The 16,352-nt window shown below is 32.8% G+C and carries 15 protein-coding genes; 10 read left to right on the top strand and 5 right to left on the bottom strand.

Going from position 1 to position 16,352, the window contains the following annotated elements; translation table 11 throughout:
* Window positions 1-231 precede the first annotated feature (231 nt).
* The 10 genes from KA814_RS03375 to KA814_RS03330 all read left to right on the top strand — a co-directional run bounded on the left by KA814_RS03375 (window position 232) and on the right by KA814_RS03330 (window position 12,679).
* The gene (locus tag KA814_RS03375) at window positions 232-978 is read left to right on the top strand and encodes a hypothetical protein (protein ID WP_064209538.1); all 747 of its coding nucleotides are present in this window, start codon (window positions 232-234) and stop codon (window positions 976-978) included.
* Window positions 979-1,142: 164 nt separating this feature from the next.
* Window positions 1,143-2,015, top strand: a complete 873-nt coding sequence (gene galU, locus KA814_RS03370; RefSeq protein WP_064209537.1) for a UTP--glucose-1-phosphate uridylyltransferase GalU — start codon at window positions 1,143-1,145, stop codon at window positions 2,013-2,015.
* Window positions 2,016-2,090: 75 nt separating this feature from the next.
* Window positions 2,091-2,570, top strand: coding sequence for a Cys-tRNA(Pro) deacylase (gene ybaK / locus KA814_RS03365; RefSeq protein WP_064209536.1), 480 nt, complete (start codon window positions 2,091-2,093; stop codon window positions 2,568-2,570).
* 785 nt (window positions 2,571-3,355) lie between these two features.
* Window positions 3,356-4,114: a DeoR/GlpR family DNA-binding transcription regulator gene (locus tag KA814_RS03360; protein WP_046207377.1), complete on the top strand. Its 759-nt coding sequence runs from the start codon at window positions 3,356-3,358 to the stop codon at window positions 4,112-4,114.
* Window positions 4,111-5,034: a 1-phosphofructokinase gene (pfkB, locus tag KA814_RS03355; RefSeq protein WP_107365390.1), complete on the top strand. Its 924-nt coding sequence runs from the start codon at window positions 4,111-4,113 to the stop codon at window positions 5,032-5,034. Before KA814_RS03360 ends, pfkB begins: the two co-directional genes overlap by 4 nt.
* 1 nt (window position 5,035) lies before the next feature.
* On the top strand, window positions 5,036-6,973 hold the full coding sequence (locus KA814_RS03350) for a PTS fructose transporter subunit IIABC (RefSeq protein WP_064209533.1): 1,938 nt from the start codon (window positions 5,036-5,038) through the stop codon (window positions 6,971-6,973).
* Between the two features lie 171 nt (window positions 6,974-7,144).
* A complete protein-coding gene (gene nagA / locus KA814_RS03345) occupies window positions 7,145-8,305 on the top strand; it encodes an N-acetylglucosamine-6-phosphate deacetylase (RefSeq protein WP_064209532.1) in 1,161 nt (386 codons plus the stop codon).
* A gap of 298 nt (window positions 8,306-8,603) precedes the next feature.
* A complete protein-coding gene (locus KA814_RS03340; RefSeq protein ID WP_046207381.1) occupies window positions 8,604-9,956 on the top strand; it encodes a hemolysin family protein in 1,353 nt (450 codons plus the stop codon).
* A gap of 255 nt (window positions 9,957-10,211) precedes the next feature.
* Entirely contained in the window at window positions 10,212-11,051 is an 840-nt protein-coding gene (locus KA814_RS03335; protein ID WP_064209531.1) for an aldo/keto reductase, read from the top strand.
* Between the two features lie 527 nt (window positions 11,052-11,578).
* Entirely contained in the window at window positions 11,579-12,679 is a 1,101-nt protein-coding gene (locus tag KA814_RS03330; protein WP_064209530.1) for a glycosyltransferase family 2 protein, read from the top strand.
* Between the two features lie 539 nt (window positions 12,680-13,218).
* Here the strand turns inward: KA814_RS03330 and KA814_RS03325 are convergent.
* From KA814_RS03325 to queC, 5 genes are all read right to left on the bottom strand, one after another.
* Window positions 13,219-13,473, bottom strand: a complete 255-nt coding sequence (locus tag KA814_RS03325) for a GlsB/YeaQ/YmgE family stress response membrane protein (RefSeq protein WP_064209529.1) — start codon at window positions 13,471-13,473, stop codon at window positions 13,219-13,221.
* Window positions 13,474-13,536: 63 nt separating this feature from the next.
* Window positions 13,537-14,130, bottom strand: a complete 594-nt coding sequence (locus KA814_RS03320) for a hypothetical protein (protein WP_064209528.1) — start codon at window positions 14,128-14,130, stop codon at window positions 13,537-13,539.
* A 242-nt stretch (window positions 14,131-14,372) separates the two neighbouring features.
* Window positions 14,373-15,089, bottom strand: a complete 717-nt coding sequence (gene queE, locus KA814_RS03315) for a 7-carboxy-7-deazaguanine synthase QueE (RefSeq protein ID WP_046207386.1) — start codon at window positions 15,087-15,089, stop codon at window positions 14,373-14,375.
* Complete coding sequence (queD, locus tag KA814_RS03310) at window positions 15,082-15,507, bottom strand: 6-carboxytetrahydropterin synthase QueD (RefSeq protein WP_064209527.1); 426 nt, start codon at window positions 15,505-15,507, stop codon at window positions 15,082-15,084. Before queD ends, queE begins: the two co-directional genes overlap by 8 nt.
* Before the next feature lies 1 nt (window position 15,508).
* Window positions 15,509-16,180 carry a 7-cyano-7-deazaguanine synthase QueC gene (gene queC / locus KA814_RS03305; RefSeq protein WP_046207388.1) on the bottom strand — a complete coding sequence of 224 codons (672 nt, stop codon included), beginning with the start codon at window positions 16,178-16,180 and terminating at the stop codon, window positions 15,509-15,511.
* Window positions 16,181-16,352: the final 172 nt, after the last annotated feature.

The raw sequence follows: 16,352 nt of genomic DNA, 5'->3' as shown, positions 1-16,352 counted from the left end.
TTAGAAATATGTTGATTTGTTATGTTAATACTCCTAATTGGTTTAAAAGGGGCTGTATTTATTCATTTATAATTTCAAATATGACACGAATATTAAATTAAGTTGCATACGTAATATTCATGTTACAGAAATTACAATTGTTTTAAATTGTAGTCTATATAAGTTTTTTGTTAAATATTTGTGATAATATGTTGTTGTGATTATTAAAGAGAGATGATTAAGGGGATAAAGTTGAAGAATTTACTATTATCAATATTGGCTTTTCTATTAACATGCTGCTTCATATTTTTATTAGTATTAGTTACTAATCAACAAGTGCTAGCCAAAGTACATGAAACGATATCGAGTTATTCCGATACTAATAATACTGTTCAATCCAAAGCAAGCGCGGAAAAAACAGACTTCGAATCAAACGTGCCGAACGATAAAAAGCATGACGCGCAAAAAGAAAAGCCATATAATGCAAAAAACCATGAGCCGATAGCAAAATTAGCAACGCATGATTTGAATGATAAAGAGGCTGGAGAAATCAATTTGCCTCAATTTTCAGAAGCGCTAAATAAAGCGAAAAAAATGGTAGACAATGATAACCATTCTGAAAATGAATATAATGACTATGGTATTGATAGTACATGTGAGGGAACTTATTACTATATTTTTACTTTCGAAAATAAGCAACATCCCAAAACATATTATAGAGTCACTGTAGATCAAAATAATGAGGCAAGAATATTTGATGATGCTTATCAAGTTCAAAAACATCAAGACCAAGACAAACCGAGAATATCGCCTCATGAATCAGAAGTAATTGCTCAAAAATATGCAAAAGATGCACTAGGAAATAATGCTACCTTGAAAAAAGTTCAAGCTTCAAAGCAAGGTATGTCTTATACATTTTATGATGCGGCTGCAAACAAAGAATATAAAGTTATTGTGAATAAATTGGGTGATGTCATACGTCAACCTGCATTAAAATAGGGAAATAAAAACATTCAACTTTTAGATACTATTGAAGTTGAATGTTTTTTAGTATCATAAAAAAGTATAAAGTTAAATGTATCGATGTTATTATTATATTAAGACTAAACTGATTTATATTTTGATGAATATTAAATTATTAAAAATTGAAAAGGATGAATGTTTTGAAAAAAATAAAAAAAGCAATTATACCTGCAGCAGGATTAGGTACAAGATTTCTTCCGGCAACAAAAGCTATGCCAAAAGAAATGCTACCAATTTTAGATAAACCAACGATTCAATACATTGTTGAGGAAGCGGCTCGTGCTGGTATTGAAGACATTATAATTGTGACTGGTAAACATAAACGAGCAATTGAAGATCATTTTGATAATCAAAAAGAATTAGAAATGATTTTAGAAGAAAAAGGAAAAACTGATTTATTAGAAAAAGTGAATTACTCTACCGAACTTGCTAATATTTTTTATGTAAGACAAAAAGAACAGAAAGGCTTAGGACATGCGATTTATTCAGCGCGTCAATTTATTGGGGATGAACCTTTTGCCGTATTATTAGGTGATGATATTGTTGAATCTACACAGCCAGCCATCAAACAATTGATGAATACATATGAAGAAACTGGTAAATCCGTAATCGGTGTTCAAGAAGTGGATGAAAACGATACGCATCGTTACGGTATTATTGACCCATTAAGTAAAAGCGGACGTCAATATGAAGTGAATCAATTTGTAGAAAAACCAAAACAAGGAACTGCACCTTCAAATCTAGCAATTATGGGGCGTTATGTGTTAACACCTGATATTTTTGAATATTTAGCAAATCAAGGTAAAGGTGCTGGTGGGGAGATTCAACTGACAGACGCTATTGAAAGAATGAATAAGGAAAGCCAAGTCTATGCCTATGATTTTGAAGGTGAGCGTTATGATGTTGGTGAAAAATTAGGTTTCGTTAAAACTACAATCGAATTCGCTTTAAAAGACCAAGAAATGAAAGTGGCGTTAACGCAATTTATTAAGCAACTTAATCTGGATGAATGATTTGTGATCAAGTTATTTTATAGATAGAAAATATTTTGATATACATGAAACATTTTAATCATATGAGGTATCGAAATGAAGCAAAAGAAAACGAATGCTATGCGAATGTTAGATCGTCAAAAGATAAACTATAGTGTCAATATTTATGAAATTTCAGATGAACATATAGATGGTACTGAAGTAGCAAATAAAGTAGGCATAGAGGATAAGTATGTTTATAAAACACTTGTTTTAGAAAATAGTGATCATCATCATTTTGTGTTTATTATTCCGGTAAGTAACACATTAGATATGAAAGCGGCGGCACATGCGGTAAATGAAAAGAAACTGCAATTAATGCCTTTAGATGATCTTAAAAAAGTAACAGGCTATATAAGAGGTGGTTGTTCACCGATTGGCATGAAAAAGCAATTTGAAACCGTTGTTGATGAGCAAGCAACAAGTATAGATTCACTTTATATTAGTGGCGGAGAGCGCGGGATACAGATTGAAATGGCAGTAGATGATTTGGTTGAAGTCACCAATGCAAAAGTGATGCACGTCACCCATCATTAACAACGCAAAAATAAATAAAATCACGAAATAGGCATGATTCCATTTCGTGATTATTTAGCAGGCAATAAGTAATTAAATATTTTTTGTAATTTTATAAAATTGAGTGTATTAATGATTTGAATCTTTATTCGAATTTTGCACTCTTTTTTTTATGCGTTTTTTAAATTGACGTTCTACAATCATTAAAAACGTAAGGCTCAATGTAAAAAATGTGAGAGCCATCGTTAGAACAAACATAGATTCTATTGGGAGTAAAAGTAATATAAGTAGTACGATAAAGTTACTAATATATGCATATGTATAGAGTAAAATCATGGTCATTCGTATATATTTGTCGGATGTTTGACTAATAAATTGTAACAGGTTAAACGCCATTTGAAAAAACAACAAAATATATATTATCAAAGTTTGAAAAAACACAAAATCAGTTTTGAATTTTTCACTTATGTATATATTGAGCATCATTAAAATAGCAAAGATAATTGCGGTACTAATTCTGATTCGTCTTTCCCATTTTACAATAGATGATTTTTGCATAACTTCACGGCACTCCTCGTAAGAAATATGTGGAATAAAAAAGATTGTGTTATACATTGTGCATTATAACGTAATGAGATGTATTATCAAGATACTCAAAATGGTTATTAATACATAGTTATGGAGCATAATTATTTATAAAAGGGTCAATCATCAAATTTTATTAGCTTTATATGATTGTTTTTGACAATAAATGATTGAAAAAAGAAAGCGCAACCATTATAATGAAAATGAAATGAGGTGAAGGGATGATTACAGAAAAGCGCCAGGAGCTCATATTGACTGAATTGTCAAAAAAAGATTTTTTAACCTTGCAAGAATTAATAGATCGAACTGGATGTAGTGCTTCTACAATTCGCCGAGATTTATCCAAATTACAAAAAATTGGGAAGTTGAAAAGAGTACACGGTGGGGCAATGCTTAATGAATCATCTATTTTAGAACCTAATTTGGCAGATAAACGCGGTACAAATTTAAAGGAAAAACAAGAAATTGCTCGATTAGCAGCACTAGAAATAGAAGACAATGAATGTATTTTTATAGATGCTGGTTCAACTACACTTGAGATGATTCCTTATATTGATGCACAAAATATCATTGTAGTAACAAGTGGTTTGACGCATGTCGAAGAGTTAATTAAACATGGTATACGTACATTTATTTTAGGTGGAGAAATTAAATCGACAACATATGCGACAGTAGGTGCTAGCGCACTTGAAACGTTGAAAAGCTATCGTTTTGATAAAGTATTCCTTGGTATGAACGGTATTGATTTAAAATATGGTTTAACTACACCAGACGAGCAAGAAGCAATTATTAAAAAACACGCGATATATTTAGGTTCGAAAGCGTATGTTTTAGCTGATCATGATAAATACGACAAGGTGTATTTTGCACATGTGCCTGTCGAAACACAAGTTAGCATTGTTACTTCTAAAAAAGTAAAAGAGAGTGACATATTTAAGCAATATACTGAACATTATACATTTATTGGAGGTACACGATGATTTATACGGTAACTTTTAATCCCTCTATTGATTACATCATGTTTGCTGATGATTTTGAATTAAATGGATTAAACAGAGCGACAGAAACTTTTAAATTTGCTGGAGGTAAGGGTATCAATGTTTCAAGGGTATTGAAAACATTGAATGTCCCTTCAACAGCCTTAGGATTTGCAGGTGGATTTCCAGGTCAATTTATAGATGACACTTTAAAAAAAGCAGGTATTCAAACTGATTTTATAGAGATAGATGAAGATACGCGGATTAATGTAAAACTGAAAACTGGTGATGAAACAGAAATAAATGCACCAGGTCCAAATATTTCTCAAACACAATTTGAAAATCTACTCAGACAACTTAAACAAACTTCAAAAAAAGATATAGTAGTCGTGGCAGGAAGTATACCGAAAAGCGTCCCTAAAGATGCTTATGAACAAATTGCAAAAATCATAAAACAAACAGGTGCTCGATTAGTCGTAGATGCTGAAAAAGATTTAGTGGAATCCGTATTAAAATACAACCCACTATTTATTAAACCGAACAAACATGAATTAGAAGTGATGTTTGATACATCAATCAATTCTGACGAAGATGTTATCCATTACGCACAAGAAATTATGAAACAAGGAGCATCATCTGTAATTGTGTCACTTGGTGGTGAGGGCGCAATTTATGTTGATCATAAACATAGTTTGAAAGCGTCAGTACCTCATGGTCAAGTTGTCAATACAGTTGGTTCCGGTGATAGCACTGTGGCAGGCATGATAGCTGGTCTTGAAACAGGATTGACGATTGAAAACGCGTTTAAACAAGCGGTTTCTGCGGGGACAGCGACTGCTTTTAACGATGATTTAGCCTCATACAAAGCTATTGAAGATATTAAAGAACATGTGACAATTACGACGCTAAAAGGGAGTGAATGAGATGAGAATTACAGAGTTATTAACTCAAGAGACAATAGCTATGGATCTTTCATCAACTGATAAGAATGGTGTCATAGATGAATTAGTGAATCAACTAGATAAAGCAAACAAATTAAACGATGTATCAGTTTTTAAAGAAGCTATTTATAATCGTGAAGCGCAAAGTACCACAGGTATTGGAGAAGGTATTGCGATACCACATGCTAAAGTAGCTGCGGTAGATACGCCTGCTATCGCCTTTGGTAAATCTAAAGCGGGTGTGGATTATCAAAGTTTAGATATGCAACCGGCACATCTGTTCTTTATGATTGCTGCTCCAGAAGGTGGCGCACAAACACATTTAGATGCATTAGCAAAACTATCAGGTATTTTAATGGATGATAAAGTGCGAGAAGATTTACTAAATGCAACGTCTCCACAAGAAGTGTTACAAATCATTGATAAAGCTGATGATGAAGCTACAGAAGAAGTAGAAGAAGAAACCGAAAGTTCTGTCTCTTCAGCTGACACAAATGAACCCTATATATTAGCGGTTACTGCTTGTCCAACGGGCATAGCACATACTTATATGGCTCGCGATGCTTTGAAAAAGCAAGCTGAAAAAATGGGCGTTAAAATAAAAGTAGAAACAAATGGATCTGGCGGTATAAAGAATCATCTCACAAATGAAGATATCGAACGTGCAACTGGCGTTATTGTAGCGGCAGATGTGCATGTTGAAACAGCGCGTTTTAATGGTAAGAATGTTGTTGAAGTACCAGTAGCTGACGGAATTAAACGCCCAGAAGAATTAATAAATATGGCTCAAGATACTTCTCGTAAACCGTTTGTAGCGAGTGCTGATTCAAGTAAGGCACAATCAGAAAGTAATGAAAAGCAAGGTGTCGGTAAGACAATTTATAAACATTTGATGAACGGTGTTTCTAATATGCTACCACTTGTTATAGCTGGTGGTATTTTAATGGCTATTGTGTTCTTGTTTGGTGCAAACTCATTTGATCCAAAAAGTTCAGATTACAATGCGTTCGCAGAACAATTGTGGAATATAGGTAACAAGAGCGCCTTTGCATTAATTATACCAATCTTGGCAGGATATATTGCACGCAGTATCGCTGACAAACCAGGTTTCGCAGCAGGTTTAGTAGGTGGTATGATTGCGGTATCCGGCGACTCTGGTTTTATCGGAGGTATTCTTGCAGGTTTCTTAGCAGGTTATTTGACACAAAGTATTAAGAAAGTAGTTAGTGGTTTACCTCAGTCATTGGAAGGTTTAAAACCAACATTAATTTTCCCTGTATTCTCTGTTTCTATAACAGGTTTACTGATGATTTACGTTTTAAATCCCCCAGCGTCTTGGTTAAATAATTTATTGCTGAATGGATTACAAAGTTTATCAGGTACTAACATTATGTTACTAGGTCTTGTTATTGGCGCGATGATGGCGATCGATATGGGTGGTCCATTTAATAAAGCCGCTTATGTCTTTGCAACTGCAGCATTGACAGAAGGAAACGCAGCACCAATTACTGCTGCTATGGTTGGAGGAATGATTCCACCAATCGCAATTGCCACAGCCATGTTACTGTTCCGTAAAAAATTCACAAAAGAACAAAAAGGGTCTATTGTTCCTAACTACGTAATGGGGCTATCCTTTATTACTGAAGGTGCAATTCCTTTTGCCGCAGCTGACCCTATTCGTGTAATTCCTTCCATGATGATTGGTTCTGGAGTTGGTGGAGCGATAGCATTAGGTTTAGGCTCATCTATCCAAGCGCCACATGGAGGTATCTTTGTCATAGTTGGTACTGACTTCGGACATGTCTTGCAATCGCTATTAGCTATTGCTATTGGAGCGATTATCAGTGCGTTTATTTATGGTATGTTAAAACCAAAATTAACAAAAGATGAGATTCAAAGTTCAGAAGCGATGAATGATTAAAATTATAGAGATTCATAATGAAAAGCCAGAAGAAACTCGTGATTGAGTGAAACTTCTGGTTTTTTTAATTATTTGCTTTTGAATATAATATAAGCGTTGAATTTGGTAAAATAAAATATAAGTGATTTAAGAAAATTTTAACCTAAAATAATTGAAAAGAAGGTAATATAAATGGTTGAATATGTAATTGAAAATGGACGAATATATACTGAAACTGAAACCATTGATTGCGGTTATATCATCATTAAATCTGGTAAAATTGCTGGTTTAGGTGTAGGAACGTATGAAGGTGATTTACAAACGATCGATGCACAAGGGCATCATATTCTACCTGGTTTTATTGATATTCATATGCATGGTGGCTACGGGGAAGATGCGATGGATGCATCGATGACGGGCTTAAAACATTTATCAGAATCATTGCTATCTGAAGGCACAACGAGTTATTTAGCAACTACAATGACACAATCAGATGAAAATATAACAAAGGCACTTAAAAATATTGCTACATATCAAACACAACAAGATACGAAAAATACAGCTGAAATTGTGGGTATCCATTTAGAAGGTCCGTTTATTTCTGAGCATAAGGTAGGGGCACAAAATCCTGGTTATGTCCAACGACCTTCAGTAGAAAAATTAAAATACTTCCAAAATATAGCGAATAATCACATCAAAGTCGTCACATTTGCACCTGAAGTCGATGGTGCTAAAGAAACGTTGGCAACTTTTAAAGATCAAATTATATTTTCAATTGGACATACTGTTGCGACATTTGATGAGAGCAATGAAGCGGTGGAAAATGGTGCCAAACATGTTACGCATTTATATAATGCAGGTACCCCGTTTGAACATAGAGAACCAGGGCTATTCGGTGCTGCGTGGATTAATGAAAAATTAAACACTGAAGTTATCGTCGATGGGATTCATTCACATCCAGCTGCTGTAAATATTGCATATAAGCAAAAAGGCAATGAACATTTCTATTTAATTACAGATGCTATGAGAGCAAAAGGAATGCCGGATGGAGAATATGATTTAGGAGGTCAAAATGTCATCGTGAGAGGCTCAGAAGCACGTTTAGCTTCAGGAGCATTAGCGGGAAGTATTTTAAAAATGAATACTGGTTTGCATAATCTTATTAAATTTACAGGTGATACACTAGATAATCTATGGCGTGTTACGAGCTTAAATCAGGCCATTGCTTTGAACATTGACGATAAAAAAGGTAGCCTAAAAACAGGTAAAGATGCTGATATTGTCATTGTGAACGATGATATTGAAGTTCAGACAACAATTAAAAATGGTGAAATCCATCATTTTATAAAATAAGCATTATTTTAAAGTATATAAACATTTTCAGAACAAAAGATGTAAAATTTAGAAAGTTGACGTGAAGGTGATTTTGCGTTTAAATGGTACATTAGGTGAATATAAAATTTTAATTTGTATAAATTACTTTAGAAATAAGTATTGTGATAAAATAAAAGAAATGCGTATTTTTAGGGAGGTGTTACAATGGGAAGGATTTAGCATATAAAACAAACTTAAGCAATCAAATCATATTTTATAAGCAGTCACCTATTGTGACACAAAATTTGGAGGTGAATCCCTAGAAATAGGGAACTAATTGGAAACAGTGACCATAATAAATTTAGTAATATTCTTTTTTTTAATAGCATTAACTACAGTCTTCGTAGGCTCAGAATTTGCATTAGTAAAGGTACGTACTACTAGGATTGAACAACTTGCAACAGAAGGCAATGGTAGTGCACGTGTTGTTAAAAAAATGATTAAAAACCTAGACTATTACTTATCAGCATGTCAATTGGGTATTACAGTGACATCTTTAGGATTAGGTTGGTTAGGTGAACCAACATTTAACAAGTTGCTACACCCATTATTTGAATTAATCCATTTACCTGAAGCACTGACGACAACTATTTCATTTATCGTAGCATTTATCATTGTGACATATCTACATGTTGTTTTGGGTGAGTTAGCACCAAAAACACTTGCTATCCAATATACTGAAAAATTAGCATTGGTTTACGCTAGACCGCTATATTATTTCGGATTTGTAATGAAACCATTAATTTGGTTAATGAATGGTTCAGCAAGAATGATTATTCGTATGTTTGGTGTGGATCCTGATGCAAATAATGATGCCATGTCAGAAGAAGAAATAAAAATTATTATAAATAATAGTTATAATGGTGGAGAAATCAATCAAACAGAATTAGCATATATGCAAAATATTTTTTCATTTGATGAAAGACATGCCAAGGATATCATGGTACCGCGTACACAAATGGTTACATTAAATGAACCGTTTAATGTAGATGAACTATTAGAAACGATTAAGGAACATCAATTCACACGTTACCCAATTACAGAAGATGGCGATAAAGACCATGTTAAAGGGTTTATTAATGTAAAAGAATTTTTAACAGAGTATGCTTCTGGTAAACCGATGAAAGCAAGTAACTATATCCATGATTTACCAATGATTTCTGAAACAACTAGGATTAGTGATGCGCTTATTAGAATGCAGCGTGAACATGTTCACATTAGCTTGATTATCGATGAATATGGTGGTACTGCAGGTATTTTAACGATGGAAGATATCTTAGAAGAAATCGTCGGTGAAATTCGTGATGAGTTTGATGATGATGAAGTCAATGATGTTGTAAGACTAAGTGATAATAAATACCAAATTAACGGTAGAGTGTTATTAGATGATTTAAATGATCAATTTGGTATTGAATTTGAAGATTCTGAAGATATAGATACAATTGGTGGCTGGTTACAGGCACACAATACTAATTTACAACCCAATGATTATGTAGATACACAATATGATCGTTGGATTATATCAGAAGTGGATAATCATCAAATTATCAATGTTATCTTAGAATTTGAATATCATGAAACACGTCCAACTCCAGAAGAAGATGAAGACGAAGAAAGCAATGATAATTAAGCTATGAGTATGATGCACTAGCAATGTTGAAATTTTTAGCATAGTAATCATCATTTGCTGACAAGATATCAACATATGTTTTGCACCACTCGCATATTACTTGTATGATAAAATATAAGTAGGTATTGCAAAAACTGGGACATCATTGAATGTTCCAGTTTTTTTATAATTATCTTTATAGAAAAGCTAAATGCATAACGTGTTTTTATGTAAAATTGAAAATATATTGATATTAAAAATGAGGAGGATAAGTGTATGTTAGAAGATACATATTATTTAAATAATGGTTATCCTATGCCAAAAGTTGGTTTAGGTGTGTATAAAATCACTGATGAGGAAATGGAAAATGCTGTATCTAGCGCTTTAGATATTGGTTACCGTGCTTTTGATACAGCTTACTTTTATAAAAATGAAATTGCATTAGGCAATGCTTTAAAAAAATCTGATGTACCACGTTCTGAATTATTTATTACATCAAAGATATGGAATGATTATCAAGGATATGATAAAACAATTGAATTTTTTACAAAATCTATAGAGAATTTAGGTACTGATTATCTAGATTTATTTTTAATACATTGGCCATGTGAGGAAGATGGACTTTTTATTGAAACGTATAAAGCGATGGAAAAATTATATAGAGATGGTCGAATCCGTGCCATTGGGGTATGTAACTTTAAACAACATCATTTAGAAAAATTGATGGCAGAGACAGAAATTACGCCTGCTGTGAACCAAGTGGAGGTACACCCTTATTTCAATCAGCATGAGCTACAAGATTTTTGTGATAAGCATGATATTGCAGTGACAGCTTGGATGCCACTCATGAGAAACCAAGGTTTACTTGAACATCCTATCCTTGTTGATATTGCCGAACGTTATAGTAAAACACCTGCACAAATCGTGTTGCGTTGGCATTTAGCACATAACCGTTTAATTATACCAAAGTCTAAAACACCTAAACGTATTAAAGAAAATTATGATATTTTTGATTTTAGTTTAGAATTAACGGATATTGCTGAGATTGATAATCTAAATCGAGATGCGCGCCAAGGTAAAGATCCTGATAAAGTGCGTATAGGCGATTTAAAGTAATGATCTAAAATAGCAAAATTTAGCTTTGTTTATAAAAATTTGAAGCGAAATATAGCTGAAAATGGAGAAGTAGTTGCAAAATCAAGGCTTATTTTTTAGTAGTTTCTTCAAAAAAAGGTGAACGTTAAATATTTTAAATAACGTAGGATAGAGCATAGTGTTCATGACACTTGTTTCTCTATCCTACTTTTTTAATTTTACGAATATATGGTTTTATTTCCTTTTCTGACAAATAGTTGATAAACTAAATGGACAATGTTACAACTTTTTACAAAAAAGATATTGAACAATATTTATATGTATATATGCTCTACATTATCATAAAAATTTAAAAACTAAATTTTAGTGTTTCTTAATGACACGAATTATTGGTATTATCTATTTCAAAATTTTTTAAAAGAGTGTAAGTTTTATAATTGATTATTAAGGAAATATAAAAATTGTGTAAACCTAAATGAAAAGAATGGCGAAATAACTGTAAATATTGGTAAAGTAAAATTGAAGTAATTGAAATGAAGGTGTTTATTATGCATATAAGAGTTATAGTGCCATGTTATAACGAAGGTGAAGTAATATTAAAAACATACCACAAGTTAACTGAAATATTAGATGAAGATAGTCTTAACCGTCACTATAACTATGATTTGCTATTTGTAGATGATGGTAGTCAAGATAAAACGATTAATTATATTCAAGAAATGGCAGCACAGGATGAACATGTAAAATATATTTCATTTAGTAGGAATTTTGGTAAGGAATCAGCAATGATTGCCGGTTTCCAACACAGTGTGGAATGTGATGCTGTTGTGATGATTGATGCTGATTTACAGCACCCGCCAGAGCTTATACCACAGATGATAGATAGTTATTTGGATGGCTATGATCAAGTCGTCGCAAAACGAGATAGAACAGGTGAAAAACGTTCAAGAAAATTTTTAACGCAATGCTATTACAAAGTGATTAATCATTTTGTCGAGGATATTAAACTAGAAGACGGTGTTGGAGATTTTAGATTGCTTAGTCAACGCGCGTTACACTCATTAACATCGTTAAATGAATATAATCGTTTTTCAAAAGGGTTATATGAATGGATTGGCTATAATACTAAAGTTTTTACTTATGAAAATGTTGAAAGAGAAGAAGGTACATCGAAATGGTCATTTGGTAAATTATTGAACTATGGTATAGATGGCTTGATCTCATTTAATAATAAACCATTACGCGCTATGATTTATTTAGGACTAATTGTATTTTTTGTGAGTCTACTTTATATTATATTTAGTTTTGGAAATATTATGATTAATGGTGTGAAAACACCAGGGTACTTTTCAACAATTGCAGCTATTTTATTACTTGGAGGTATCCAACTGATTTCAATCGGTATTGTAGGCGAATATATCGGTAGGATATATTATGAAGTAAAACAGCGACCAAAATATATTGTTCAAGTATCTAATTTAAAGCCGGTAGACAAAACGAAAGGGTTGGACTCTGAATTAGAAATGTCTGAATATCCAGAAGAAGCGGAAGAACAAAATAAAAACAGTATAAATAGAGAAGAACATTTTTATGTACCCTCTCATAAGGTTAAAACTGAAAAGAATAAAACACTTGTTAAACATAGATAATCACTGCCCTCAGGTTATGCTAAAAGCGTAGTCTGGGGGTTTCGTTTATTAAAAAATTGAGTTTAATTGTGCATGGTTGTCCGAGGAGGTGATTTGAGCCTGTGTCTTTCGGCATATCAATCTAAAGCATTATCACATTACAAAATTGTATAAGAGGCAAATTAGTTAAATACTCTTAAAAGCAAAAATAAAAATGTTATAGTCAAAGAAATTTTGATACAGAAGTAATGTTTAGTTTTATAAAGGTTGTTTTAGATTTTAGGTTATTGTTGAGCCTGTACACACAAAGTTAAAATAACAACTAAAGATGATACGAATGACATTTTAAAAAAGATAGATCATAAACCCTCATGATAATAACACTTTAAAAAACAAAAAACGTCAATTTCTAAAGTAACTCAATAGAAATTGACGCTTATTTTTGGTTGAGATTTTAGTATTCCTGAGTGCTTTCGCTATTTAGTCATCTTCTGACGATATAGAAACTATGACATTAAGTTTCAGGAATTTCTTTTAAAACTAAAAAATTAACAAACCATTTATTTTTTACGTAATTTTCCCAATATAAATGATGCAAGGGCAACAAGAATAATTGTTCCAATTAGTGCAGGGAAGATAGCGATACCGCCTAAATGCCAACCCCAATCACCAAATATCCATGAACCTAATGCAGAACCTACGATACCAGCAATGATATTTCCTAAAATACCTCCAGGGATATCTTTACCGACGATACCACCAGCAATCCAGCCGATTAAACCGCCGACAATTAACATAATAATAAATCCAAACATAAGTATACCTCCTTTTTAAATATCATAATCAATTATTACATACCACAAAATATAATTTGCTAATCATTTTTTTGAAAAAAATATATTCTGCCATAATAAAAAAAGTAAGAATAATAAATGTACAATTATAAAGGCATACCAATAAGGTGTTAATAAAGGCATGATTGTAAAAGATAATACAATAATAATTTGGCCAATCACTACTGGTTTGCGAATACGATTCAAGATTTTAATTTGTTCTTTTTCATGTGTTTGGAATGTACTATAGAACAATAAAGTTGCACCTATGAGAAAAATAGCTGGAGCTAAATATGGAATGGACATATAGTAAGAATCTTTACTTGTATCGTATGAAAGGATTAAAGATGTACTCATGATAATCGTTAAAATAAAACCAATAAATTTTTGATCAGTTATGACATATGTTTTTGTTTTTTTATTGAGATACAATTGCAACAATGTCCAAATAATTAAATGGGTGCAAGTATAAAATGTTATGTAATCGTATTTACCAACATGGACTAAATTAATGATACTATTAATGGTTATTGATAAAAGTATAGAGCTAAACTTAAGTTGTTTGAAATTCTGACGATATAAATCAATACCGAGTATGATTGCTACCGTAGCTATATTTATGATTATATTTATTAGCATGTTGCTCTCCTAACCTAGATACTTCACTGCAACATTATATCAATTAAGTTAGATTTAATCATTTAATAACAGTTGATGTTTTAAAAAATTATAAGTCATTATCTGACATATTGTAAAATTGTTATTATTTTAAATAATTATATTTACAGTGACAATCATTGCTATGTTTTATGTACAAAGTAAAAACCGGTTTATTGTATAGACAAAGAGCATTATACAACGAACCGGTTCATTGACTCAATTTAAACACCTTTTTTATTACTCCAAAGTAAAGTATGTAATTGAGGTAATACATATACATTATTCATATCGCTACTATCCATGACACGATTCACAAGGGTTTCATATAATGAAAGTAACTTTTCTGTGTGAGATTCAACATATTCTCCGTCTAGGTATGGATTCCCAACTTGTAAATAAAATGGCACGTTAGGATATCTATGATGAATCATTTTGGCAAATTCAAAGTCCTCATCATTGAAAATAACTACTTTAAGATTGAGTGTTTCTGGCTTACATTTAGCAATAACATCATCTAAAATAGGTAAATTTGGTTTCATCATTGAGCTAGGTGGTTTTGGACTAATTGTTAAATCATCAATTTGTGTCATCCATGGTTGGAATTTACTGCCTTGTGTTTCTAGGGCGCTTTGTATGCCTTTGTCTTCGAATAAATCGACTAATGTTTGAATGCCTTTTATTAAAGCTGGATTGCCTCCTGAAATTGTTACGTGATTAAATGATTCACCTGCAATGTCATATAATTGCGCATAAATTTCTGTAGCATCCATCATGCGTATTTCTTCTTTTGCACTGCCATCCCATGTAAAACTAGAGTCACACCAACTGCAACGGTAATCACATCCGGCTGTACGTACAAACATGGTTTTGCGGCCGATGACACGACCTTCACCTTGTATCGTTGGACCAAAAATTTCAAGCACAGGTATTTTACTCATGGTTTGGCTCCTTTGGTCGATATATGACATAACTTGTTGGTGTTTCTCTGACGTAAACTTGCAAGCATTGTGGTGTGTTTGGCCTTTGGTTTAATGAAGACTGAACCATCTCATATATTGTTTGTGCCACAATTTCAGTTGAAGGACTTTTACCCTTAAATTGAGGTAACTCATTTAATAATTGATGGTCAAATTGACCGTGTACGAGTTGTTTCAATTCACTAAAATTCACTAAAAACCCATTATGGTCTACGGTATCTCCACCGATTGTTAAGTTGACAAAGTAAGTATGTCCATGCGTACGCATGCATTTTCCAGCGTCTTCACTTGGAATATAATGTGCGGCTGAAAAATTAAAATCCTTATTAAGTTCAAATTGGTAATTGTGGTTAACACTAGGGTAATTTTGTTGGAACATATTAATTCGCTCCTTTTTCTTCTAGATAAGCATTAAGACCGCGTGCGCGTAGTTTACAGGCAGGACATTCGCCACATCCTTCGCCAATAATCCCGTTATAACAAGTTAACGTTCGCTTTCGAACGTATTCTAATACACCGAGTTCATCGCTTAAAGCCCACGTTTGTTTTTTATCCAGCCACATTAACGGCGTGTGAATAACGAAATCTTTATCCATAGAGAGGGAAAGTGTAACGTTCATTGACTTAATAAAGCTATCTCGACAATCAGGGTAGCCAGAAAAGTCTGTTTCACATACACCCGTGATAATATGTTTAGTATTTGTCTGATATGCTAGGGCGCCAGCAAAAGATAAGAACAGCAAGTTACGTGCAGGCACAAACGTGTTTGGCATACCACTATCTCCTTCATTTATATCCATATCATGTTGTGTCAATGCGTTAGGAGTGAGTTGAGATAATAGGGACATGTCAAGTATATGGTGCTCGACTGCTTGTTCTTGAGCGATTTGTTTTGCAACCTGAATTTCTGTATCGTGCCTTTGTCCATATTCAAAAGTTACTAAGACAACTTCATCAAAATGTTTTTTTGCCCAAAATAAACAGGTTGTACTATCTTGGCCACCGCTAAATACTACGATGGCTTTATTATTGTTTAATGGCTGTTGTGTCATTATAGTTTACACTCCTTAAAATATCGTGCTAGCTTTGCCATATAAAACTGATGACGCCATAAAAAAACGCCTATCTCTATAAAAAGATAGACGTCGTTCAAGTGTCTAGTTTTTTATAGAGGGTGTCAGCTAGAAACCTCTGTTACATTTATACCGTGACTAGAATAATACA

Source organism: Staphylococcus sp. GDY8P196P, assembly GCF_017891705.1.
GTDB classification, from domain to species: Bacteria; Bacillota; Bacilli; order Staphylococcales; family Staphylococcaceae; genus Staphylococcus; species Staphylococcus ureilyticus.
The sequence above is the reverse complement of the archived record's forward strand: the minus strand, read 5'-3'. Positions and strand labels throughout refer to the sequence as shown.